The following is a 24,461-nucleotide window of genomic DNA, read 5'->3' as shown; positions in this document are numbered from 1 at the left end:
GCGCGAGCGGAGACGACGTGAGGTTTTGGCGCACCGATGTTTCTCGGCACGGCCCTACGGGTCGCCCACCTACCGGATGAGCCCCTGAACGGCGTGCACCATACGCCGGAAGGATCGACTGCGCCGCTCGGCCAAGCGTAGGTCCATAAGGGCGGAGAACTTCGCCTGGTGGAGGGTTTCCTTGTACGACTCGTTCATGATGTCGAGTAGCTGCTTCTTGACGTTGCGTGCGCCCTCTGGGTCCTCCGGCGCGGTGGCGTCGTCCCTGACAGCGGAATGGCCGCGAAGTGACTCGGCCGCAGCGAGGAACCACGCCTCGTATTCGTGTCGGGCGATCACGATCTCCACAGGGCAGCGCGAACCCGTGGCCGCCTCACGCAGAGAGGCAGCCAGTTCGACAGGACAGGTCACGTCCTTGTCGTCACCGTCCCTGAGAACCAGAACCCCGCCCCGGGCGCGAACGCGCGCCGACTGGACCCTGATCGCCTTGGCCAGTTCATCGGGTTTGCGCATCTTGGCCGAGTCCAACCGGAAGGGCTGCGCAACCTCCACCCAGATCCCCTCGTATTCGTCGGCGATCCGGTTGATGAGGTCCCGCACAGCCTTGACCTCGCCATGTCCCTCCACGATGGGGGCGATCGTCACGTGGGACATCAGTCCTCCCCCAACGGAAGTTCGTCCTGAGCGAGCTCGGGAAGCAACTGGTCGGTACGCAGGAGCTCGCCAGGAGTGTAGAGCTGCTCCCGCATGGCGACGGTTCCAGCCTCGTCGAGGGGGCCGATCCTCGTCTCCCCTTTCATGGAGCGGACCGCGCGCAACTCCTCGGGCTCGAAGTCCTCACGGTCCAACAGGTCCGGGCTGTGGCTGGTGACGATGACCTGTCGGCGTTCGCTCGCGTCCCGCAGAGCGTCCAACAGCACACCGGCCGCAGCTGGGTGCAGGGCACTTTCGGGTTCCTCGATACCGACCGTGCTGAAGGTGTGCCCCGTATCGGCGAAAAGGGACACGAGCACTCCCAGAGCACGCAATGTGCCATCCGAGACCGACTGTGCCGGAAAGCGCCACGGGTTCCTGGCCCCTGGCACGTCCTGGGTGAATTCGAGCGTCTCCCAGTTCCCCAGGTCGGCTCGGGACACGCCATGCATTCCCGGGGTGATCTGTTGGAGGTAGTTCTCGATGCGCTCCTTGTCCTTCATCCCCCTGTCGCTGCGCTCGAGCCGGTGCAACACGCTGGCGACGTTAGACCCGTCCCTGCGTAGGAACTCACCGGAGTCGGGCGTCTGAGGCTCTCGCATGGCATCCGGGTTCAGGCTGAAGACGCTGATGCCGGAGAGCCCGTCGAAGACAGGACGGAAGACGTCGAGACCAGCCGCCGACACCAGGTACAGGCGCTGATCGCTGACCGGGGGCATGACGGCCTCGGACTGCTCGACCAACGCGCCGTCACGGATCCTGAAGTATCCCTGCCAGGCATCGCCATCCCCGGTGCCATAGACGCGGCACTCCTCCCGGGAGATCTTGAAACCGCCTCCCTTGACCGCAGCGACCTCGAAACCGTATGCACCCGAGTAGGAAGAACTCCTGAATCCCAGATCGATCGCGAAGTGAGTGGGATGACCCGTTGACCGGCGACGCACCTCGGAGGCTCCGCCCCGGCTGCGCATGGCCTGGTCCAGAGAGGTCTGGAGCGCTTCGGACAGCACCCTCAACGCATCGAGGAAATTGCTCTTGCCCGACCCGTTGGGGCCGACGAGGAAAAGCAGTTGCCCCAGCTCGACATCAGCCTTGGCGATGCTTCTGTAGTGCTTCAGCCGGACACGCGTGAGCAAGAATTGGTTGGCCTGCATGGGTCCAGTCTTTCAGCCTTCACGGCGCTGACCGACCTTCGTTCGCACAGTGGTCGACCGAAGACCAGCCATGGTTCGTCAAGTAAGTCCGGTTAGGTGCAGTATCCGCATGGGGCGGTGCGCTGGCTCGGTGGCTACGACAGAGCCGCATTGAGGTGGCGGACGGAGGCTCCGGCTGGCGGCGGCGAGGGTGTACCCGAGCAGGATCCAGCGGAGCCCGCGTCGGGGTTCACGGTGACTGCGCGGACGGCGCGGTAGCGGTGGGGTTGGGGCGGAGGGGCGGGACCGGGCCGTCGTCAGGGGCCGGACGCGGGCGCGGCACCAGGGGTTCGGGCAAGCGCGAAAGTTGCGGGTATGAGGGCTTCATAGGTTCGGCCTGGTCGCTGCGCTGCCGGGCGGCGACCTTCATCCCGTGCGGGGGCTCGCCGTGCGCCTGGCGGTAGGCGACCCGGGGGTTGCCGGCCATCTGGCGCAGCAGGCGCTGCTGGCGGCTGGATCGGGGCGCATCCGGCACCGCCCGCGCCCCCGAGGAGAGACGAAACCCCCGGTGCGGGCCCAGAGCTAGAGTGGTGCGTATGCGCATCGTGGAGTGGGCCGAGCCGAGGCCTACTCCGGCCGCTCCCGCTCCTCCAGCTGGTCGAGGCGCTGAAGAATACGGTTGGCGAGCTGATCGGGGGAAAGACGGAACGGTACCCACTGATCCTGGGAACCGGGTTTCATAGAAGCGCTGAACCGGAGTCTTCGATGGGAATCGAGGGACGGCCCCTTGGCTGCGAACTCCTGGCTGGGGATCAGCCAGACGGTCCGCAGAGCTCCCACCCGGGGGTCGACCACCGCGAAGAGCAGGTCCAGGTCGGGGCGGGGGCGAAAGGTCTGAGAACGGACGAGCGCCACACACTGCTGCTGCTCGCTGACCGACTTGCCGTCGGACATGCGCGCCTTGACCTGGACTGCCAGCGTGCGAGACGTTCCGCGTCGGTGGAAGACCAGGTCGACTCCCTCATCATCCACCAGAGAAGTCGAAACGTTGAGCTCGCCACCGGTAGCCAGAATGCAGGTCGCCGCGATCAGGTACTCTGCCGCCGCACCCATCCGCCCCGCGTTCGGGCTCTTGTCCAAGTAGTCAGCGTCCTCGTCCGCCATAAGGCGACATTAGCTCCTACGGTGCGGCTCACGAGCCCCATCAGAAGGGCTATGGCTGAAGATGAGGGCCTAACGCCGCTCGCTCACGTCGCACAAGGCGTCCAGAAGCACCCCGGCAGCTGTCGGCTGCGATGCACTCTCGGGTTCGAGGACGGACCGGATCCCTCGGTTCATCCTGTGTGGGCAGCGCCTCCCTTGAAGGCGTGCTCCACGCGCAGGCGCTGGGTGTGGTGCATGTCCAACCCCGCGATCTCCTCGGCGGTGAACCAGCCCGCCTCGTGCGACTCGTCGCCGACCGCGAGCTCTCCCCCGGTCACCATGGCCCGGAAGCACACGTTGAACTGGCGGCGTACCTCCCCGTTGCTGTAGGCGATCACGTGCCGGGCGTCGGTGTAGGCGCCGACCAACCCCGTCACCTCCATCTCGTAACCGGTCTCCTCGCGCACCTCACGCACGGCCGCCTCCGGCAGGCTCTCGGTCATCTCCATCGCCCCGCCCGGCATCGCCTACAGCCCGTTGTCCACCCGCCGCTGCAACAGCAGACGGTCCTCGCCATCGACGACGGCCGCGCTGGCCGCCACCACCAGACTGTTGGGCACAGGGGCGTTCGGGTCGTCGAAGTACTCGGTTCTGTTCATGTGCTGATTCACTCCTCAAGTGGTCGGGCCGTGCGCCATACGGCGTCCATGCTGGCGGCATGCCCCGAGAGGGTGAGAGCGCTTCGGGCTGGCTGTGTGCCCGCTGTTCGGCGGGCACACAGCGCCGTGATCAGGAGGTCTCAAAGCGCAGGTCGGTGATGGCGGACAGGTCGATGCCGTAACGGGCGTAGACCTTGGTGGTGTTCTCCCCCGTCAGATCGCTCTCGTCATAGCCGAGCAGGGCCGCGACGCGCACCACCTCAGCGTGGCTGTCGGCCTCGATCTCCAGGTAGGCGGGGATCCGCGGCCAGGTGTCGATCTCCAACTGGGCGCCGTCCAGGGTGAAGCTGCGACGACGGTTCTCCTGGTAGGCCTTGGGCACATAGCCGAGCTTTCCCAGAAGCGCATTCACGATCTCGAAGTCACCCACAGTGGTCTCGGTCTCGCGGGTGCCTCCGATGGCGTCGGAGTCGATCTCCTTGACCGTCAGCGTCACCTGACTGCCGGTGTCGCGAAGGCGCACCCACCTGGAGATATCGTCGGGTTCGATGTCGTAGACATAGCGGCGCTGAAGCACTTCCCCCAGGTCCGTGCCGCCCTTGTCGAGGATGCGCCGAGCCACCCGGGCAACGTCAATGCCCAGGACCTTGGCCTCGTACTCGATCACGCTCATAGCGTCGGGTTCCCTTCCTCGCTGAATGTCGTAGTGGGAGAAGAAGCGGGGGTGCGGTGGATAGCTTCCAGCCTGTCACGGTCGGCCTCGCGGAAACGAAGGATCTCGGCGCTCACCGGGCCGCGAAGGAAGTCCTCGATCGGCTGGCACAGATCCATGCGCTGCAGGCACACCCCCACCAGGTAACGCCGGCGGCGGTCCCGGTACAGGCGTAGGCCGTAGAAGCCTTCCTGGCAGTCGGTGTCGTTGTTGAACCTGCACCCCCGGCAAGTGCTCGGAAGGCGTACCGGGCGGATCCACTTGACATGTATGCGGCGTCGTCCGCCGTCAATGCGGTACGCGGTGCGTGCTCCGGAAGCTCCAGCGGTGAGGTGGTGGGCCTCGGTAATTGCTCCACGCTGGGCCAGAACGTCGTTGATGGCGTCGATGGATGCCTGGCCGTGGTCAAGAGAGTTGAGCAGGCGCACGGACAGCTCCGGGGCGTAGGTGTCCAGGAGCCGGTGGACGCGATCGATGTGGGTGTGGCCGAGGACGACGATGTTGGCGCTGGCCCGTACCCCATGATCGACGCAGGTCTGGATGGAGGCGTGCAGGGCTTCGATCTTGGCGGCCGCCTTGGCCGGGTCTCGGAACCGGGCGTGCTGGACCTGGGCGAGTTCGTTCGGGGTGGTTCCGAAGACGGAGAAATTGACGCGGTCGAGTCCGGCTTCGGCGCAGTCGGGGATGTGCCGTTCCCCGTTTTCTCCGTTGGAGGTCATGCATGTCCGGAAGCCTTGAGCGGTAGCGAGGCGAACCAGGTCGGGCAGGCGCGGGTGAAGGGTCGGCTCACCGCCGGTGAGGTGGAGTTCGGTGAAGTCCATGCTCTCGCGCAGCCGCTGCAGCGGGCAGAAAGAACGTGGACGAAGTCTTCGTCGGGCGGGATGGTGGATGGTGGCGGGCAGAAAGGTGGCGCCGTTGGTGGCGGCGTAGATCGACGTCCGCCCGGAGGTACCGGAAGTGTTGAAGGGCCCGGGTTCATGGTTGCGGTTGTCGACCACAACAGGAGTGCCCTCGTTGTGGCAGAAGGTGCATGTCATGCCGCAGGCGTCAAGGACTTTCACCCGCAGGGTGGTGTCGGTGTACGTCGGCGGGGTTTCGGACATCAGGGGAGGAGGATGGTCCATGGAAAGGCTCCTGTGACTGCGCTCGCGGTGGAGCGGGAGGTTGGGTCACAGGTGACGATCCCGTTGCGGGTACCGCTCCTCCCATCCCTGGCGGATATCCCATTCGGAGATAATCGAGGCCGTGTCCGCGCCATCCGTCGAAGCAGGTGAAAGAAAGCCATGCCCGGTCGTTCCTGGGAGCGGGTCGCCATTCCGGCGTGGGCGTGGGAACGCCAGGAGACACGGCGGGTCCTGCGCGAGCGCGACATCGCTGGTCTGCTTCGTTTGGCCCAGGCCCATGGTGCGAGTCAGACGCGGATCGCGTCAGCGACCGGCATCGCTCAGGGACGTGTGAGTGAGATCCTGAGCGGAAGACGCACAGTCAGTTCGCTGCAGTTGATCGAGCGGATCGCCGATGGTCTCGGGCTGCCCGATCCCTCCCGGATCCTGTTCGGTCTGGCGCCTCGGCAGCCTTCAACGAACGCCGAGGAGTCTGTTACCGGTGAGAACACCGCTCCAGTGGCTCCGATGAGCTCATCGGTTCTCGGCGCCCAGGTACGGGAGCGTTTGGAAGTCGCCTCCATCGACCAGGCGCTCGTCGGACTGTTCGAGGAGCAGACGCAGAACCTGCGCTTGATCAACCGCAAACTGGGGGCTCACTACCTCCTCTCCCAGAGCCGGGCGCATGTACAACAGATGGATGAGTTGCTGCACCACTCGATCCCGGGAACCGTACGGCGCGGCCTGGCCCGCGCCTTGGCCGAGGCGGCTTCACGAACCGGGTGGCAGGCGCTCGACGCGGGACGTGTGGCCACGTCTTGGCGTTGCTACGAGCTCGCCAAGACAGCGGCCCGTGAGAGCGAGGATCCCGTGATCCTGGCCCACGTGAGCGCCGAACAGATCTACGTGCTCCTGGACAGCGGTCGAGCACGAGAAGCGCTCACTGTGCTTGGAGCCGCGCACGATAACGGTCGTGGTTCCCTGCCCGCGCTGTTGCGTTCGTGGATGTGGGCCGCCGAAGGAGAGGTGCACGCCTGCCTCGGTCAGGAGTCCGAATCCCAGAGAGCCTTGGAGCAGGCTTTCGCTCTTCTCCCTCAGCAGCCGGACGACCCAGCGCTGCCGTTCCTCATGCTGGACCAAACCCACCTGCTGCGATGGCGGGGGCACTGCCTGGCGCGCCTGGGCGCGTCCGAGGCGATCGAGGACCTCACCCGTGCTTTGGACGACATCATGCCCTTGGGGCTGGGACGCGCCGAGGCTGGTCTACACACCGACCTGGCCGTGGCCTACTCCGTTCACGGTGACCTCACCCAAGCCCGCCAACAGGCACAACGCGCCACCGAGCTATCCGAGCGTTCCGGTTCGGTCCGCCAACGCGCCCGCCTGGCCCAGCTCCTGGAACCTAGGACTCCGTCAGGAGGGGAGAATGTGGAGTAGGGCGATGAGTGTGCCCGAACTCTGCACCCGCCCCTCTGAGATCAGGCCGCGAACCTTGGCCAGGGGCACCCACTCATAGACGCCTTCGTCGAACTCGGTCGGATCCGCGGCCAGTACGGCGTCCCGTCCGATGAAGACGTGGTGGGGGCTGCGGACCGTGCCGATCATCGGCTCGAACGTGGCCACGTGCTCCACGGAACCGATTCGGTACCCGGTCTCCTCCAACGCCTCCCGGGCAGCGGTCTGCTCAGGCGTCTCCTCGGGGTCCAGGAGACCTCCGGGCAGCTCCCATCCCCACACGTCGGGCACGAACCGGTGCCGGTAGCTCATCAGGACGTGCTCTTCGGCCTGGTCCAGGATCGCGATCACCGCCGCCGAAGGCAGGGTCACGGTGTGGTGTTCGAACCTGCTTCCCGAAGGGGTGGTGATGTCGGCTTTGCCCAGTTTCACCCAGGGGTTGTCGTACAGGGTGCGCTCGTCGTGCACCACCCAGCGCCCCCGGTCGTCCTCAGTCCCGTCCATGACGGAGACGTTATCGCGACCTCCGACGACTGGTGTCGGTGCCCTGGTGGCCGCGCCGGAACGGGCGTCCCGGCGCGGCCTTGGCGTGGGAGCGGTGGCGGGTGGCTACAGCAGGGCCGTGGCCAGGTGGTGGGCGAGGGCTCCGGTGGCGGCGGCCAGGGCGTAGGCGACCAGGCGCCAGCCGCTGCGGGAGCGGGGTTTGCGGTGGCTGTGCGGTCGGTGGGGGCGTGGCCGTGGCCGCCGGGGCAGAGGCGGAAGCGGAGGTTTGGGGCGCGGTCCGTCGTCGGGGGCCGGACGGGGGCGCGGGATGTTCGGGGGTTCCTCCGAGGGCTGTCGGACGGTGCGTTCGTGTTCGGTGCGCTGCCGGGCGGCGACCTTCATCCAGTGCGGGAGCTCGCCGTGGGCTTGGCGGTAGGCGACCCGGGGGTTGTCGGCCATCTGGCCCAGGAGGCGCTGCTCGCGGGTGGGCGGTCGGGTGCCGGTCCGGGTGTGGGAGAAGCGGCTGCCCCGGGGCGTGTCCAGGACACGGCGGATCTCGGCGGTGGTGGCACGGGCGGGGGCGTTCACCGGGCGGCCTTGCGGGTGGTGGGTCCAGGGAGGGTGAACTCGGCCCAGGTGACGGTGCCCAACCCGGCGCAGAAGGGGAAGTCCAGCACCGCGCGGGTGCCCCAGGCGCTGGCGAGGTGGTGGATGAGTAGCAGGCCCCGGCCGCGCTCGGCCTCGGCCCATTCCTCCAGGCTGCGCCGGCGCGGGATCTCGGGTCGGGTGGCGGAGGCGCCGGCGCGGGTGCCGTCGTCGATGACGGCGAGGTGCAGGGTGGCGGCGTCGGGCATGTGCAGGGTGCGGATGACCCGGCCCTCGGGGTCCTGGCCGGAGCGGGAGTGGTCGCAGGCGTTGGCGAACATCTCGCTGGCGCAGAGCACGATGTTCTCGGTGGTCTCCTGGGGCAGGTCAGCCAGGCGGGCGAGGTCGGCGGCCAGGTCGGAGCGCACCCATGCGGTCTGTGCGAGGTCGCCGGGGTAGAGGCGGGAAGGCCAGCGGCGTCCGGAGAAGGCCGGGGTGGGCGTGTGGATCGGGGCACGGGCGTGCGGCACAATGGCCATGTCGGTCTCTCTTTCAGGTTTCGCAATCGTGGAATTTGGATCGGCCTGCTCTGGGGGTGCGCCAACACCCGCCAGAGCTTTTTCGTGGGCGGGCTCTGGGGTCGGGCCGTCCGGGTTCCAGGAGGCCCGGGTTGCAGGGGTCCCGGGCTGCCGGGACGGCGGGGTTCAGGGGTCGGGGGCTCAGGAGCCGGGGTTTCAGGAGCGCAGCGCGCGGCGTTCGGGGGTGGGAACGCGGGCGGCGATCTCGGTGATGCGGTGCAGGGAGTCCTCGGCGGACAGGGCGACCCCCTGGAGGGTGGCGAAGAGGTCCGTGTAGGTCTTGACGTGGGTGGCCTCGCTGGTGAGGTGACCGGGGCCGCAGGGCTGCGGGGTGTAGACGAGCGTGTGGGCGGGCGAGTAGTTCAGCGTCCAGAAGGCGCCGCGCAGACCGGGGTGGTAGGGGGTTCCGGTGGGGATGACGTGCACGGTGATGCGGTCGGACTGGGCCAGTCGGTGCAAGTGGAGGAGCTGGGCACGGGTGCTGTCGGGGCCCGCGAGGGTGCGGGTGAGCGCGCCTTCGTCGATGACCAGGCAGTGGTAGGGGGCGGCGCCGGAGGTGGGCAGGAGACGGCCGACGTGGGGGCGGTCGTCGTCGAGGAGCGCGGACTCCATCGGGCGCTCGGCCCGGTGCAAGGCGGTGGCGTAGGCGTCTGTGAGGTAGGGGTCCGGGAGGACGAGGGGCGCGTAGGCGCGGACCTGGAGGACTTCGGGGAGCGCGTCGGTGATGGTGGCGCTGCCCTGGAGGAGGGCGGCCAAGTGGGCGGCGGCCCAGGCGTCCCAGAGCCGTCCGGCCAGGTGGAGTTCACGGTCCAGGTCCTGAGCGACCCGACGCCCGGGGTCAAGGGAACCTGACTCGATCTCCTGAAGCATCTCGCTGGTGACGTAGACCTGCGCGGCCAGGTAGTCGAGTGAGAGGGAGAGCCCCCGGCGGGCTGTCCAGACTCGTGCCCCGAATCCTTCCCAGACAGCGGCCGGTTCCTCGTCGCATGGAGTCGCGCGCTTCTGCTTCCTACCTGCCATAACCCCTCCTGGGATGTTCGGAACCTCACCACCAGTAAACTGAACGCCACGAGCATTTGCAAGTAGCTCTTGAAAGTAGCGAAGTTTGTCCCGAAGTACGAAGAAGGGCATCATCAAGGGATGGCAGACAACCCGACACTTGCGCAGTGGCAACTGGCGCAGGACCTACGCAGACTTCGAGGCGACCGGAAGTTCGGGGACGTCGTCAAGGCCATGAGAACCGCCGCGAGCAGCCTGGCACGATGGGAGACGCCCGGAGACGGGGGCGCTGTTCCGGGAGCGGCAGCCATCGAGCGCCTGCTCAACCTCTACGAAGTCCCTGAAGAGCTCGACCGGCTCTTGGCGCTACGCAAGCAAGCTCGCGAGCCCGACCGGTGGCAGCCCTATGACCTTGAGCGCAGTTACCGCTCTTACGCAAATATCGAGGCTCAGGCGACATCGATCGAGATGTACCAGTCCCAGCTCATTCCCGGTCTGGCACAGACCGAAGAGTATGCACGGGCAGTGATCGAGGCAACGATGCGCCCCGACAGCGACATCGATCGCGAAGTCCAGGTGCGCCTGACTCGCCAGGAGAGCCTGACCAGGGAGCCCCCACCCGAGGTATGGATGATTATCGCCGAAGCAGCGTTGAGGCAACGTATCGGCAGTGGAAAACTCATGGCCGAGCAGCTCGCCCACCTCACAGAGTTGGCTGCGCTTCCCAACGTCACCCTCCAGGTGCTTCCCTACAGCGCGGGAGCACACGCGGCCCTGACACTCGCCTCCTTCTCGGTCCTGCGCGTAGACCACCACGGCCTAGTGACCGTCTACCTGCAAGGGCCGTCATCTCACATGTTCATGTCGAGCGAGGAGAACATCGAGCATTACTCCGGAACGTTTAACCGGCTCCGCGCTTCCGCACTTGATGACGGCAAGCCGACACTGAAGCTTCTTCGCAGCATCACTAACGAACACAGTCACGACAAGGACTAGATCATGCAGACCTCGCAGGTTCCGTCACTCGACCACTTGAACTTTCACAAGTCGAGCTACTCACAGAGCGAGGCCGCCTGCGTTGAGGTTTCCGAGGGCCCCATCACTGGCGTTCGGGACACCCAGAACCGCGGCCTCGGTGCGCTCTTCTTCGCCGCCGACGAGTGGCAGTCCTTCCTTGGAACCACTCGGAACAACTTGCGTTAGCTAGAACCTCCTAAGAGCGCATTCGGCCCCGCCTACTGTGAGCTAGCAGGCGGGGTCTCGTGCTTGGCGAATCAAGCCGGAGCGTGTCGGGGGCCGTGGCCAGGCGGCGGGGTGAGGGTGGAGGTGAAGTTCTCGCCGTCTATCAGGGGGTTGTCGAGCGAGACACCGGCCTCTGCCATCCGGTCGTAGATCTCCAGGATGAGCTCCTTAGTACGGTAGGTGCCGTACGTAACCTCATCCTTCCGTTTCACGATCGGGAAGGTCTCCATGATGTAGTCCACATCATCACGGTCGATTCCATAGAGATGAAAGAAAAGGGCATCCAACTCAGCCCGCAAAACAGTGCGGCGCCCCTCATTCCACACGAAAGGCCCTCCCGTGTCCGACAAGTCTCGAGCAAGTGGCTCCATGTCATGCGCGGTGTATGCGAGCTCCAAAACACGTGAAGCAATGAACCCAACATGACTCAAAAGAATCACAGGTGAAATCACGGGAAACTGTTTTACCACAAAAAAGGAAAGGTGCGTCCCACCATTCTTAATTCGCGAAACATAGTCAAGCACAAAAGAGGAAAGAGTCGCACACATCCCCACACAAGAAAGTGGGTCAGAGTCTGCAAACATTCCTAGCAACAAAGTATGGCCAACGGCAGACCTTGGAAAAAAGCCAGCAATCGAGGTTCGCTCGTCGGTCGCTCTAGATATGTCTCGCCACCCAAAAAGCCAACCGCGCCTCCAGTCGGCAGCATCCAGTCTTCCATTTACGCCATAAGCAAAAACCGAATCACCGTTACCATCCACTTCCCCTGTTTCAATTTTAACCTCTGAAACCCAGTATCTGGGAAATGCTACCGAATTTGGATCCCTCCTCTCCTCCGGGTCAAAATCTCGAACATTCCGACCATCAACATAGGTGACCGACCGGTGTTCGTAATGGTGCAGCATTTTTGCCTCATACAGAGGAAGCATACGAACCCCCTCCTTGACAAATACATTCCCCTCTAAGTTCCACCCCTCATCTTCAAGCTCTTCTCGGTTTCGAAAAAGCCCAGAATCATGGGACATATTAAAAAGACCTTGAGAAAAAGTAGCCTTCCATGGATTTTCTTTGAGGCCACCTTCGCGATGAAGGACTGAAACACGCTGATAGATGCCCAAAGTTATCTCAGCATCCCTCCGGGATCGGAAGATCGGACAAGTTCCGGTGTTCGGATTAAGGAGCTGAATTTCCTCTGGAGTCAAAGAAAACGCCTTGTTTGCTTCATCAAGCTCAACAGGGTCATGCAGGAAGAAGGCGAACGAAGCCGCTGACTCACTCAGGCCTCGACCAGACATCGACAGGATGCAGAACTTAAACGAACGATGCACACCGGGGAACAGGGGAGCCGCATTCTCAAAGTCGTAGAGGGCAGCGATGGAACCGGTCTTAACCAAGTCCTTGAAGAAGTATTGTGTTCGCGCGTCGGTAGCAATACCCGTCGGGACGATCAGCCCCGAACGGCCCTCGGGCGCGAGGAGGATTCGATCCGTCTCGGCAAAGACCGCATAAACATTCAGATTTCCCTGACCTGTCAGCGGAACGCGACCGGACCGGCGCAGGAAGTGACTTTCCGCATAGACCTTCCTCTTGGCCTCCGCATATTCCTGGTATAGGCCAGACTTCTCCGGGTTATCCTTCAAAGCTGCGATGAGCTTCTTACGTTCCGAAGCCCGAGCGATGGTGGCGATCTCCGGATCACGCTGAGAGAAGAACTCCTGTTCCTTGAGCTCCACACTGTCCCACGGCGGATTGCCAACTACACAATCGAACCCACCCTTCCAGCCCGTGCCCTCGTTGGCACCTGAATCCAGCTCGGGGACCGCAAAGACGTCTGGAAACTCCAGGTACCAATGGAAGAACCGGTACTGCTCGCGCAGACGAACGATCTCGTCATGGATCTCAACCGAGCCGCCCGCACCCTCCGGATTCTCCAGTTCCTTGAAGACGTTCTGGGTAATCGGCGTCGGATACTCCGGGGTCTTGATCCACATGAAAGCCGCACACCAAGCGTCAGCGACATGCTGCGCCCTGGTGTATTCCTCGGACCTCCCCCACTCGCGGTATGCCTCCTCTTGGCGAAGCACATCAGCCAGAGAGTCAGCAGTTACCGAAGTGATTCGCTGCAGGCCTCGGGCGAAGTCCGTGTTGCTGACCTTGACAGCATCCTCGTCAAGATCGAAGAGGCTTTCCTGGCCGCCGCGCTCCTTCGCGTTGATCTTCTCGAAGGCCTTCGCGTGCTTCTTGTCATCACCTTCGGTCGCGATGAAGGCAACATCGGGGATACCGTCACGCAGCAGCTTCGGCGTTGCACCGATGAGCGCATTGCCCTGCTTGACATGTGCATCCAGGAAGCTCAACGGCTTGCCCGGCTCCAACGCCTCCAGCCACAGCGACACCTTGGCGAGCTCCACCGCCATCGGGTTGAGGTCCACCCCGTAGATGCAGTGCGCCACCACCTCGTGCATGGCGTGCCGCACCGCGTCCACGGTCGGCTCCGGGTTGCCCTCGCGCACCGACGCGACCTTCTTGGCGATACGCCTCGCCGCCGCAACCAGGAAATGCCCGGAGCCGCAGGCCGGGTCGCAGACGGTCAACTTCAACAACTCAGCGACGATCGCCTCCGCGGAGTCCGCCTGTCCCGCAGCGCTGGCCTCCACTTCCCCCCGCTTGATGGCGTCGTTGATGACCGGGTCGAGAGAGGAGTCCAGCAACGTCTCGATCAGCGAGGAAGGCGTGTAGTACGAACCCGTCGTCTTGCGGTCGTTCCCCGCGATCTCCACCAGCTCAAAGGTGCGCTCGACGGCACTGTGCCTGGGCACCAGCTCCAGCAGCGACTCGTAGACCGATCCCAGCTCTTCCGCATCCAGGTTCCGGTAGTCCACCGAACGCCACCGTTTGAAAGCCGGGTCCCGCACCTGGGCCAGATGGCGGACCGCCCCGAGCAGTGCCTCGTTGGACAGCTCCAGGCCCCGCAGCGGAGCGTCGACCTCGGTGTCGGTGAACAGACCACCGAGCCCCGGAAGAGCGAGTTCGGGACGACCGTTCACATGCCCCAGCGCCTCCAGCACGATGCGCAGCGCCCGGTACTGGTCCCCGTGTGCGGTACCGCGACGGCGGCGGGCGTGGCGACGCAACCGCTCCGAGGAGAAGTACTTCGCGTAACGCTCCTTGGCCTGTTCCGAAGCCTCCGGCGGGTGCAGGGCCTCGCGGTCCTCCGCCACGAACAGGAACAGCAACCGGTAGACCATACGCAGAAGCGCCGCGTGAAGGTCCTTGGCGTCCAGGTTCTCGCGCAGGTGGCCGTTGGCCGGGTGCTTGAGGAAACCGGTCCCCAGCGTGGTGATGGCCTCCTGCACACCCTTGCGCAACTGCTCCAGCGCCCGCGTGCCCGACGTGATGGCGTCGGTGCGCCACTTCTCCAACCAGCACGTGGCCGGGGGCTCGCCGTCCTTGACCTCGAAGCGGGAGGCGTGCAGCAGCCGGTACAGCAGCACGAACTCGCTGAACAGCTCGCCGTCGAAGATCGCCTCAAGGTCGAACTCGACATACGACGCTGTCGCCAGCGCACTGGAGTCACGCAGCAATCGCAGCTGCCGCCCGTTGGTGACCACCGCCCACAGGTGCGCAGAGGTCCGGTTCAGCGCCTCCTGCACGAGCGACTGCGGCGGAACAGTCCCCGCTCCCCCGGGCCGCTTGTCCAGCTCGGTCCCCCACACCGGCACGTGGACCGGAACGTGCTGCCAGCGGTGGCTGACCGGGAAGACCTTCTCCGGATCGTCATCGGCCGCGATCCCGGTAGCGCCCACCTCCGGCAGACGCCCGAAGCCCAGTTCATCGAAAAGCGGCAGCACCCACTGGCTCAGCGCCAGGCCGGTCGGGTCCCCGGCGGGGGTGCCGTCCTTCTCGGCGGGAAGCTGCTTGCGCAGGTCCTTCCACACGCCCTTGAGGAACTCCCAGTGCCGTTCGGCGTCGTCGCTCACCGACCGCGAGCCCACGACCCCGTAGTCGGCGGGTTTGGAGCCGGGTACGTCCTTGCCCTCGGCGATACGCACCAGCATGTCGGCGGGCAGCAGGCCGCCGACCGTGTGCACGGCGGTGAACACCTGGTTCTTGGCGATGGCGGACATCAGGCGGTACCTCCGGCAGCGGGGGCGTCGGGCTTGGCGACGGGCAGGTAGACGTAGGCGCCGAGGACGTCGGCGGGTTCCTGGGGCACAACCTTGAGGCCCCGGCGAATCTCGCCCGAAGCCCCACGCACCCGGCGGTGGGACTCGGTGAGCTCCTCGGCCAACTCACGGCCGTAGGCCACCAGCCGGTCGGAGACCGTGGGCAGGCCGTCAAGGATCTTGGTCATGGCGCTCTCAGCCGCGGCCGGGTCGGTGTTGGCGTCGGGGCGGGCGTCGAGCAGCGCGACCGCCTCATCCGCGTCCAGCCACTCGGCCCGCTCGGGCGCTCCTCGGAAGGCCAGCAGCCGGGCGTCCTCGGCGACCAACTGCCTCGTCCCGTGCCTCGATGGCAGGGTCAGATGGAAGCGGTACCTCACCAGCAACAATGTGGTGCGCTTGGCGACGGCCGCGGTGCGGACCACACCGCACCTGCGCGCGGGCCGGGGACCGGCCGTGTCCGGGTCCAGGGCGGCGTCCAGCACGTGCGAGGCCAGGGCCCCCACCACGGGGTCGGTGCGCACCAGGGCCGCCTCGCCCCGGGCGACGGCGGCGGTATCACGGAACGGGAAGGGTTTGCCATCCTCCACGGCCGCCGAGCCCAGTACCGGGGCGAAGGCGTCGCGCAGCCCCACCGGGGTTCCGGAGACGTCGGCGGTGAAGCCGTCCGGCCTGGGGCGCAGGATCGCCTCCAGCTCCCGCAGCGAGGTCTCCACGAACGCACGCACCTCGCCGGTGCCGCCCAGGGCCGCCCGCACCGAGGCGACCTCGCGGGCCACCTCCTCGGGGTGGATGGCACGCTGAGCATTCTTTGAACGGGACTGTTTCTCTCTGGCGGCGGCCGACTTCCACTGAGTTTCCATCTCGCTGGCTCTGGAGCTGATTTCCTCAGTGCCGAACAATGCCTCTTGCTCTCCGGTATGCGAACGCACCAGCAGCCAGTCAACGATGGCGTCGGTGACCCCGGCGGCAGATTCATCGGGAACAGACACGGCAATGCCGAGATCTTCACGGATCTGGTGGTACTTACGAATCAGTACCTCCAATACCTTGCCGTCGATACCGTTATCCGACCCATACAAGGTAATGACACGCACTACATCGCGTTTCTGCCCGTAGCGGTCAACACGGCCTTCGCGCTGGTCATGGCGGGTGGGGTTCCACGCCAGGTCATAGTGGACGACGGCGTCGAAGTAGTGCTGGAGGTTCACACCCTCGGACAGGCAGTCGGTGGCAACCAGCACACGGCGGGCAGCGGTCCCCGCACCAGCCCCGTCCTCGCCCTCAGCCTCACGAGCGGCCTCGGCCGCCGCCTCCTCGGCGAGTTCCTCGATGCGCTGAACGCGCTGCTGAGGGGAGAGGGTGCCGGTGACCGACTTGACGGTGGTCTTCCAACCGGGCTTGCCGTCCTTGGCACGCCCGTTGAGCTTGCCGTCCAGGTGCTCGGCCACGTACTCGGCGGTGTCGATGTAGTGGCAGAAGACGATGGGGTTGTAGCCGTCGGCCAGCAGGTCCTTGAGGTGCTTGACCAGGGCCTTGAGCTTGGCGTCCTTGGCGGGGCCCTCCAACTGCTCGGCGCGCTCGGCCAACAACAGCAGCGGGTGCTTGGCCTGGCCTTCCCCCTCGTCGGCTTTGGCGCCGGGGGCGGTGTCGATGCCCTCCAACTGGTCGGAGTCGACGGCGTCGCGGGCCAGCGGGGCGCCGAGCTCGTCGGCCTCCTTGGCGGACCTGGCCGCCGCGGCCGCGGAGCGGGTGGTGAGGGTCTTGGCCGCAGCGCGCGGGGAGGAGACCAGGGAACGCAGCATCGCGATCGCCGACCACCAGGCGATCCGATAGTTGCGCTCGCCCGGCGCCCCGGCCTGCTCTACGCGCTCTCGGGCGTAGGTGATGGTGTCCTCAAGCAGGGAGCGGTATTCGGAGGCGAGCTTGTAGTCCTTCTCAATGAATTCCCGGTCGGACGGGAATGCGGTCTCTTCTTTGAGGGAATCGTCAGGAAAACCGTCTCTGCTGGTCAAGTATTTCCGCACATCAGCACGTGTGCGTTGAACGAAGTGGCGGGCCAGTAGTTCACGCCCAATCTTCGTCCCAAAGTCGGCGGTGGCCAGCTCGGGGTTGACCAGGCCGAGCAGGTTGCGGAAGGCCGACTCCTTGCCGCTGTGCGGGGTAGCGGTGACCAGCAGCAGGTGGCGGTTCTCGTCCTTGGCGACCTTCTGCAGCAGCTCGTAGCGCAGCTGGCTCTGGTTGGCCTTGGCATCGTCGGCGGACACGCAGGTGTGCGCCTCGTCCACGATCACCAGGTCCGGGCAGTGGCGGACGAAGTCGTCGCGGTGCCGGGTGGACTTGATGAAGTCGGTGGAGATGATGACGTGCTTGTACTTCTTGAACAGGGAGTCGCCGTAGTCCGTGTTGCGCTCCAGGCGGGAGACCGTGGAGGCCAGCACCAGCTCGGCGTCGATGTTGAACTTGGTGCGCAGCTCCTCCTGCCACTGCTCGGCCAGGGCCGGGGAGCACAGCACGGCCAAGCCCTTGGCCTCGCCCTGGGCGAGGAGTTCGGAGGCGACCAGCCCGGCCTCGATGGTCTTGCCGATACCGACGTCGTCGCTGATGAGCATGCGCACGGTCTGCTGACGCAGGGCCATGAGCAGCGGGACCAGCTGGTAGGCGCGGGGCTGCACGGCGATCCCGGCCAGGGAGCGGAAGGGGCCCGCCCCAGAGCGGAAGCCGATGCGCAGGGCCGAACGCAGCAGCCCGGCGGCCTCCGCGTTGCCCAGGTCATCAGGTCTCGGCGGGTCGAAGGTAGCCGCAGCCACCTGCTCGAAGGCGGGGAAAAGCGCTGCCACGTCGTCGTCGCTGCCGCCCAGGGGGCGCAGCACCAGCATGTCGGCGGCGCTCTCGGGGAGCACCACCCATTCGCGGCCCCGGGCCGAGACCAGGGATCCGGGTGCGTACGTGGTGGTCATGTGTAGGAGGTCCTCACATCGTCTCGTGCGGGTTCTGCGGTGACCGGACGGTGGATTCGGTCAGCACCTCCGCGATCTTGCTACCAGAAGCAATTTCGGCGCCGATTTCGCCTCTGGTAGCAAGATCACGGAGGTCAGGGGTCAGCGGCGCGAGCCGGGGCCGAAGTAGGACTCGTGGCGGTCCATGATCACCTTCCAGTCCGCGTCGTGGCGAACGCGGACGATCTCCCAGCCGGCGTCCTCCAGACGCTCCTCGGCCTCGGCGTCGCGCAGGGCGATCCGCGCGTCATCGTGCACCGGGCCGTCCACGAACACCGCCACCTGGGCGCCGGGGAGGCGGTAGACGAAGTCGGGTTTGGCGGAGGCCTCCTCGATGAGGACTTGAGTGGAGTCGGGCATGCGGTAGCCGTGCTCCTTGAGGAAGGCCACGAACCGGCGTTCGAGGTCGGTCTCGGACCCGCTCTTCAACGTCTCCATCTGCTCGGTGCGCGAGACCCCCTGTCCCGTGGGCAGGGTCTCGGAATCGGCCAGCCGCAGCAGCATGTCGCGGATCAGGCGACGGTCGATGAGCTGGTGGTGACCCTGGTTGCCGTAGGTGAGCAGGCAGTCGTAACAACCCCGGGCACACGCCTTCTCGGTGTCGACCCCGTCGCCGTCCATGTGGCAGATAGCCAGAGCTGTCCGAGCCGCCTTTGCCAGGTGACCGGGCATGGACTGGATCTGGCGGAGCACGCCGGCCCCGCCCTCGGCGGCCTCGGTGTACAGGATTCGGTCGCGGGGTCCCTGGTCCGGCGGCAGCAGCTCACTGGTGAGCTCGGAGTCCTCCAGTTCGAAGGCGGTCTCGATGCCGCGTTCGAGGGCGTACATCAGCGTCAGCGCCTGCTCCTTCGGCAACCCCGTGTCCAGGTGCAGCACGACGATGTTCCGGCGGTCCTGGACGTAGGGGATGACCCGCTTCTTGCGGCCGCGCTCCTCCTCGCCGTCCTCGATCAGCGGCATCTCCGTGGAATCGCCCACCGCCTTCTTGGCGGCCTGCTCGTTGAGCCACTTACCGGTGGCGGGGTCCAGCCAGAAGCCGTCCGGTTCGTTCCGGTCCTTGACGCGCAGCCTGCCCAGGTTGGTGACACGCACGGTCGCCGAGTCACCGTAGTGCAGGGTTGCCAGCGAGCCACGGGGATCGGAGACCTTCGCGTCCTGTCGTCCCTGGCGACCTCCGTGGTCGGCGAACCGGTAGGAGGTCACCAGGCGGAACCCCGCACGACGGCGCTCCTCCTCGTCGGAGGAGATCCGTTCACGCTTGACGGTGTAGACGGTGTGCATCTGAAGGAGCCCGTAGGAGGCGCTCAGTTTCTGACCGCACAGATCGCACTGGTCCCTGTTCTGTTCCTCGGCGTGGTGGTAGCCGCAGTGGTCGCAACGGTAGGCCTTGGAGGTCGTCAGCTCGCCGGTGGACTCAGGCGGCATCTGGATACGCGTCACCTGGTACCGGGAGCCCTCGTGGTAGATCAGGGCACCGGGGCCGAACTCCCGGACGGCGACGAAGCGTGGGCGCTGCAGAAAGTCGCCGTCATCCGCGAACCGGCGACCGGTGACGGGGATGTAGGCGGCCAGCGGCAGACGCGGGAAGGAGTAACCGGGGAGGAAGCCCTCGCTGGCCAGGTACCGGTAGGGGTTGAAGTCACTCAGCAGGGACTTGCTGTCCTGGCTGTTGTTCTCCAACAGGTTGAGCTGGGTCTCGGCCTCGCGACGACGGCGTTGGGCCTGGGACTTGTCGCGTTCGCTCAGGCTGGTGTCGCGGATGCGCCGGTGCTGTTCCTCCCGGTCGACCAGGGCCGCCGTGAACAGCTCCCGCCAGCGTCCGAACGCCTCGTCGAAACGCGCCGGTGCGCTGCGCACACGGCGCTCCAACCAGGAGTCGTCCCACCAGACCAGGCGTTCCAACTCCGGGAAGACATCCCTGAAGACCTCGCGGGCCGCGATGACGGTACGACGCTGGGCGTGCGTGTCGTGGATCTGGTGGCGCACCTCGTCGTGCAACCGCAGCGCCGGATCGGGGACGCGCTGGGAGGTGTCGTAGGCGGTGTCGATGACATCGGGGACGGCCCGGCCGAGCTTCAGCTTGGTCTCCGCGAGCCAGATCGCCTGCAGGTGCGCCAGGACCAGGTCCTCGTTGGCCAGGTCCAGGCGGGGCGCCTGCACCACACCGGAGACCATCCTGTCGGAGTTACGGAAGTAGTACTGGTCGTGGCTGTTGCCGGTCGCGCAGTACGTGGTGACCAGTGCGGGCTGGCCGCTTCGGCCCGCGCGACCGCTGCGCTGGGCGTAGTTGGCTGGAGTGGGCGGAACGTTGCGCATCATGACCGCGTTCAGGTCCTTGATGTCCACGCCCAGCTCCAGGGTGGGCGAACAGTACAGCAGCTTGAGGTCGGCGTCGCTGAACTGCTCCTCCCTCCTCTCCCGTTCCGCCGGCGCCACCTGGGCGGTGTGCTCCCGGGCGACCACACCGGTCAGGGCGCGTGCGGTGTCCTTGTACAGGTCACGGAAGAACTCGTTGACGCGCGGCCCCTCCCCCGCCGCGTAGGTGCGGGTGAGCGGGTCGTGCACACCGGACACGCCTTCGCCCCTCCTCCACACCAGGCAGGCCGCGGAGACCCGGTAGCCGGTGACGGCCTCGGTGTCACGCCGCTGGAAGCGGGGACCACGCCGCGGAGGGGCGTCCACGACCTCGGTGAGCTGGCCTCCGCGGACCAGGACCTTGCACAGGTCGGCGATCACGCCATGCAGGACAGGAGTGCTCACTTCCGCCTTGTCCAGGTGGTTGAAGTAGCGGCGGCGCAGGAAGCGACCGAACTTGCCCCGGCCGGACAGGAACAGGGACGAGCGGCTCAGCCCGGGCCGGGAGGAGCCGGGGTAGGCCGTTCCGACCTTGGGCTTGTCATTGTCGGAGAGGACCCAGGGGTCGCGCAGCCGTTCCTCACTGGAGCGCCGGAAGGAGTCGAAGTCGTCCCGGAAGTACTGGACGTCGATGGCCAGGCCGCGGCGCAGCTCGTCCAGAAGGACGCGCATGGCCTCCTCCCGCTGGTCGACGTCGAGTGTCCGCAGGAGGGGATCGGTCTCCTGCCACCTGTCCTCCTGGGCAGCCAGCCAGTCCAGGCCGGCGTAGTCCACGTTCAGCAGACCGGTCTGTTCCAGGTTGGGCATGGTGACCCGCCAGCCCCGTTCCAGGTCCAGGTACAGGCGGAAGGCGATGATGTCGCGCAGGGCGGACGCCGCCTGCTGGAGGAGGAAGGGCGCCTGGTCGGGATTCTTGGCGTAGTCCTCGGGCACCAGACCCATGACCTCGGTGACGCGTGCCGCCAGGTGCTCGTGGGTCAGCCCGCCCTCGCCAGCCTCCTCCAGCGCCTGGTAAAGGGCGCTGCGCAGCTGGGTGACCTGGACGAAGTCGTTGAAGTGCCCGGCCTGGAGCGAGGCGTCCTGCCGGTTGTCGACGAAGGTCAACAGCTTGCGCGCCCACTTGGGCAGTGCCTGCGCCGGGACCGACGTCAACGACCGCACGATGGATCCCGAGATCAGCGACGTCGCCGAGGACCGGCCCTCCTGGTCGAGGGTGGCGAGCTTGGCGAAGTCGCTGCCACGGGTCTGCTCGTAGCTGACCCCGCAGTGCAGGCAGAACAGGAAGGGTGCGGGAATGAACGCAGCGGTCAGATCACCCCGCCCCTCCCTCCCGTGCACGTCGACGGTGACCGAACGCGGCACGCGGCCCTGGTAGGAGGTCCGGACGCGGTCCTGATCGTGTTCGTCGGCCTCCAACCAGGACTCCGGAAGGAGTCGCTCCCGGAGCACCTGGTCGAGCGCGGTCGGCCAGGGCCGGTCCGGCGAGACGAACAGGTACCCCTCCTGCGCCTTGTCGACGGTCTCGAGAGTGCCGCGCCGCGGCTGGTAGGTGATGCCGTTGTCCTTCTCGGCACGCCAGACCGACATGTACTCCTGGCCGCACTCGCGGCAGAACGCCAGCGGCAGGAGGATCTTCCCGCCGGAGTCCGGCTGTTCGAGCTGGTACTCCCGGGTCATATGGCGTTCGTCCGGGTGCTCCAGGGTGGCGTGGACCGTGTCGCCCTTGGACAGGAACTGGTGTAGGCGGAACGCGAACAGGGGACGGCGGTTGAGCGGGTTGACCGCCTGGGCCCCGGCTTCCAGGGTGCGCCGGATCGCCGTGACGCACAGCTCGACCGGAACACCGGTGGATTCGGCCAGTTCCTTCGCCGCGGCCTCGACCGTGGTGGGTTCTCGGCGCACCAGGCGCCCGGTGGTGTCGGTGTCCAACCCGAACGTGCTCTCGATCCACCGTGCCAGGGGGTCACGGAACAGCTCGTTGTAGGTGACGGGCACCTCCTCCCGGGCCAGGAGTTCGGGCGGCACCCGCTCGGGGGCGTCCGCGGTGGCACGGACGAGTGTCTCGGTGATGACGTGGTCCGGAGTGACCTCGTCCCCGAAGACCGTGGTGGCCACGTCGGCCACCACGCGCTTCTGGTCGTCGGCGGTGCCCTCGGAGGACATGGTGGCTGAGGTGCCAACACACTGGACGTTCGGGGCCTCGCAAGCCTGGCGGACACGGCGGATGAGCAGAGCCACGTCCGCACCCTGGCGGCCCCGGTAGGTGTGCAGTTCGTCGAAGACCAGGAACTCCAGCCCTCGCGCCATCTTGACGAGGGTGCCGCGCTCGCCGGGACGGGTGAGCATCAGCTCCAGCATCACGTAGTTGGTGAGCAGGATGTCCGGGGGGTCGTCCCGGATCTTCTTGCGCTTGTTCTCGCCCTCCTGGCCGGTGTACCGGGCGAAGGTGACGGGCTCACGTCCGGCCCCGTAGCCGAAGGTGAGGAACTTCTCCAGCTCCTTGACCTGGCTGTTGGCCAGGGCGTTCATCGGGTAGACGACGATGGCGCGCACCCGCTTGGCCGGCTTGGCCCCTGCTTCCTTCTCCCGCTCGCGCTCGCGCAGTACCCGGTCGACGATGGGGACGATGTAGCCCAGGGACTTACCCGAGCCGGTTCCCGTGGTCAGGACGTAGGACTTCCCGCCCTGGGCGGCTTCCACGGCCTCGCGCTGGTGCCGGTGCAAGGAGAGCGGATGGCCGTCGCAGACCGTGCTGCCCTCCTTCTTCTTGCTCTGGAAGATGCTCGCGCACTCGGGGTGCAGCAGTCCTTCGCGTACCAGTTCGGGGATGGTGCCCCCGGAGTCGAAGAAGGGGTTGAGGGACAGCCACGGATCCGGCCACTGGGACTTGTCGTCCATGTCCTGCTGGAGGAGGTCGGTGATCCGCTCGTCGCGCAGGACGGTGCCGCCTTCGGTGAAAGCGCGGTAGTCGCTGATGAGGGTGTCGTGGAGGCGGAAGACATCCATGACGTTGGGGGGCGAGAAGGACGTCGCGGATGCGCTCCTGTCCCCCTGCCGGACCACCGGGCTGGTGGCTGGAAGGCACAGCGTCGGGTCGTGGTCGTCCCAGCCGGGGAGGGAGACGCGAGTACGTGCCAGAGGCAGGAGGGCGTCCCTCACCTCGGCGGCGCTCACCGGCCGACGTGCGGGGTCCTTCTCCAGCAGCTGCTCGACGAGCCTGACCATCCCCGTGGGCAGGTCGCTGCGCATCAGCGTGATGAGCGGAACGGTGTCATTCATGTGCTTGGGTCCCAGCACGGCGGGGCTGGTGCCGTGGAAGGGCGTCGTACCGGCGAGAAGCTCGTACAGGACACACCCGAGCGCGTAGAGGTCCGCGGCAGCGGTGACGTTGGATCCCTGGAACTGCTCGGGAGCCATGTAGCGGGCGGTCCCCATGGTGGAATCAGCGGTCGTCAGCTGGGTGAGATCGGGGTCGTCGATGATCCTGCCCATGCCGAAGTCGAGGACGCTGACGCGGCCTCCACGCGCGATCTTCACATTGCCCGGCTTGAGGTCGCGATGCACGATGGAGTTCGAGTGTGCCGCGAACAGGGCGTCGGCGATCTGGGTGCCGATGGCGGCCGCCCAGGGAACGGGGAGCTGGGCCTCCTCCGAGCTCATGTCGCCCAGATCAACACCGTCCACGAATTCCATGGCCAGATAAGGCAGATAACCACCGTCAGCGGAATCCACTCCGCCGTCCACGAGCCGGGGAATCCCGGGGTGTTCCAGTCTGCGCATGATGTCGACCTCGCGCAGGAAGCGCCGGGTGGTCTTCTCACGGGGATCGACATAAGCCCCCGACCTGGAGCGCTTGATGAGTTTGACAGCGACCTCTCGATCGAGCGAACCTCCGGGCGCCCGCTCGTCCTCGGCACGGTAGACCTCACCGAAACCGCCTGTACCGATGGCCTCCAGGAGCCGGAACCGGTCCGCCACGTACTGCCGTTCCATCGCCCTGCCCTCGCGCTCCATGACATCCGCTCCCGCGCATCGAGGTGCGTGGCCCCATGCTCCCAGGGACGCCCTCGCGCGCTCATCCGTGCACGGGACCGCATTAACTTCGATTGCTTGCTGTTAACAAAGCAAACATACACGGGGCTTAGTTGCTCGACAACCC

The 24,461-nt window shown here is 66.2% G+C and carries 16 protein-coding genes and 1 pseudogene; 3 read left to right on the top strand and 14 right to left on the bottom strand.

What is annotated here, in order from left to right; all coding sequences use genetic code 11:
* Positions 1–69 precede the first annotated feature (69 nt).
* The 7 genes and pseudogenes from AC0VYD_RS11365 to AC0VYD_RS11335 form a co-directional block, all read right to left on the bottom strand.
* The gene (locus tag AC0VYD_RS11365; RefSeq protein WP_475479831.1) at positions 70–654 is read right to left on the bottom strand and encodes a DUF4276 family protein; all 585 of its coding nucleotides are present in this window, start codon (positions 652–654) and stop codon (positions 70–72) included.
* Positions 654–1,847, bottom strand: coding sequence for an AAA family ATPase (locus tag AC0VYD_RS11360; protein WP_475479830.1), 1,194 nt, complete (start codon positions 1,845–1,847; stop codon positions 654–656). Before AC0VYD_RS11360 ends, AC0VYD_RS11365 begins: the two co-directional genes overlap by 1 nt.
* Before the next feature lie 229 nt (positions 1,848–2,076).
* Complete coding sequence (locus AC0VYD_RS11355) at positions 2,077–2,361, bottom strand: hypothetical protein (protein WP_475479829.1); 285 nt, start codon at positions 2,359–2,361, stop codon at positions 2,077–2,079.
* A gap of 92 nt (positions 2,362–2,453) precedes the next feature.
* On the bottom strand, positions 2,454–2,990 hold the full coding sequence (locus AC0VYD_RS11350) for a hypothetical protein (RefSeq protein ID WP_475479828.1): 537 nt from the start codon (positions 2,988–2,990) through the stop codon (positions 2,454–2,456).
* 170 nt (positions 2,991–3,160) lie between these two features.
* Positions 3,161–3,628, bottom strand: a pseudogene (locus AC0VYD_RS11345) (NUDIX hydrolase).
* A gap of 130 nt (positions 3,629–3,758) precedes the next feature.
* On the bottom strand, positions 3,759–4,301 hold the full coding sequence (locus AC0VYD_RS11340) for a class IV adenylate cyclase (RefSeq protein WP_475479827.1): 543 nt from the start codon (positions 4,299–4,301) through the stop codon (positions 3,759–3,761).
* Positions 4,298–5,464, bottom strand: coding sequence for a radical SAM protein (locus AC0VYD_RS11335; protein WP_475479826.1), 1,167 nt, complete (start codon positions 5,462–5,464; stop codon positions 4,298–4,300). The genes AC0VYD_RS11340 and AC0VYD_RS11335 overlap by 4 nt, the downstream gene beginning before the upstream one ends.
* Positions 5,465–5,623: 159 nt before the next feature.
* Between AC0VYD_RS11335 and AC0VYD_RS11330 the strand changes: the two genes are divergently transcribed.
* A complete protein-coding gene (locus tag AC0VYD_RS11330; RefSeq protein WP_475479825.1) occupies positions 5,624–6,880 on the top strand; it encodes a helix-turn-helix domain-containing protein in 1,257 nt (418 codons plus the stop codon).
* Here AC0VYD_RS11330 and AC0VYD_RS11325 read toward each other — a convergent pair.
* The 4 genes from AC0VYD_RS11325 to AC0VYD_RS11310 form a co-directional block, all read right to left on the bottom strand.
* Positions 6,857–7,402 carry an NUDIX hydrolase gene (locus AC0VYD_RS11325; RefSeq protein WP_475479824.1) on the bottom strand — a complete coding sequence of 182 codons (546 nt, stop codon included), beginning with the start codon at positions 7,400–7,402 and terminating at the stop codon, positions 6,857–6,859. The two genes, AC0VYD_RS11330 and AC0VYD_RS11325, sit on opposite strands and share 24 nt — an antisense overlap.
* A gap of 105 nt (positions 7,403–7,507) precedes the next feature.
* Positions 7,508–7,969 carry a hypothetical protein gene (locus AC0VYD_RS11320; protein WP_475479823.1) on the bottom strand — a complete coding sequence of 154 codons (462 nt, stop codon included), beginning with the start codon at positions 7,967–7,969 and terminating at the stop codon, positions 7,508–7,510.
* Positions 7,966–8,505, bottom strand: a complete 540-nt coding sequence (locus AC0VYD_RS11315; protein ID WP_475479822.1) for an ATP-binding protein — start codon at positions 8,503–8,505, stop codon at positions 7,966–7,968. The genes AC0VYD_RS11320 and AC0VYD_RS11315 overlap by 4 nt, the downstream gene beginning before the upstream one ends.
* A gap of 195 nt (positions 8,506–8,700) precedes the next feature.
* The gene (locus AC0VYD_RS11310) at positions 8,701–9,564 is read right to left on the bottom strand and encodes a helix-turn-helix domain-containing protein (protein ID WP_475479821.1); all 864 of its coding nucleotides are present in this window, start codon (positions 9,562–9,564) and stop codon (positions 8,701–8,703) included.
* 120 nt (positions 9,565–9,684) lie between these two features.
* On the opposite strand from AC0VYD_RS11310, the gene AC0VYD_RS11305 reads away from it, so the two are divergent.
* Both AC0VYD_RS11305 and AC0VYD_RS11300 read left to right on the top strand, forming a co-directional pair.
* The gene (locus AC0VYD_RS11305) at positions 9,685–10,539 is read left to right on the top strand and encodes a DUF5753 domain-containing protein (protein ID WP_475479820.1); all 855 of its coding nucleotides are present in this window, start codon (positions 9,685–9,687) and stop codon (positions 10,537–10,539) included.
* 3 nt (positions 10,540–10,542) lie between these two features.
* Positions 10,543–10,746 carry a DUF397 domain-containing protein gene (locus AC0VYD_RS11300; RefSeq protein WP_475479819.1) on the top strand — a complete coding sequence of 68 codons (204 nt, stop codon included), beginning with the start codon at positions 10,543–10,545 and terminating at the stop codon, positions 10,744–10,746.
* 71 nt (positions 10,747–10,817) lie between these two features.
* Here AC0VYD_RS11300 and AC0VYD_RS11295 read toward each other — a convergent pair whose 3' ends face one another.
* The 3 genes from AC0VYD_RS11295 to AC0VYD_RS11285 form a co-directional block, all read right to left on the bottom strand.
* Positions 10,818–14,912, bottom strand: a complete 4,095-nt coding sequence (locus AC0VYD_RS11295; RefSeq protein ID WP_475479818.1) for an Eco57I restriction-modification methylase domain-containing protein — start codon at positions 14,910–14,912, stop codon at positions 10,818–10,820.
* Positions 14,912–17,908 carry a helicase-related protein gene (locus tag AC0VYD_RS11290; protein ID WP_475479817.1) on the bottom strand — a complete coding sequence of 999 codons (2,997 nt, stop codon included), beginning with the start codon at positions 17,906–17,908 and terminating at the stop codon, positions 14,912–14,914. Before AC0VYD_RS11290 ends, AC0VYD_RS11295 begins: the two co-directional genes overlap by 1 nt.
* A 141-nt stretch (positions 17,909–18,049) precedes the next feature.
* Positions 18,050–24,316 carry a protein kinase domain-containing protein gene (locus AC0VYD_RS11285; RefSeq protein WP_475479816.1) on the bottom strand — a complete coding sequence of 2,089 codons (6,267 nt, stop codon included), beginning with the start codon at positions 24,314–24,316 and terminating at the stop codon, positions 18,050–18,052.
* Positions 24,317–24,461 lie beyond the last annotated feature (145 nt).

Source organism: Nocardiopsis sp. iso_40, assembly GCF_056173285.1.
This window is presented reverse-complemented; position numbering and strand designations above follow the sequence as displayed.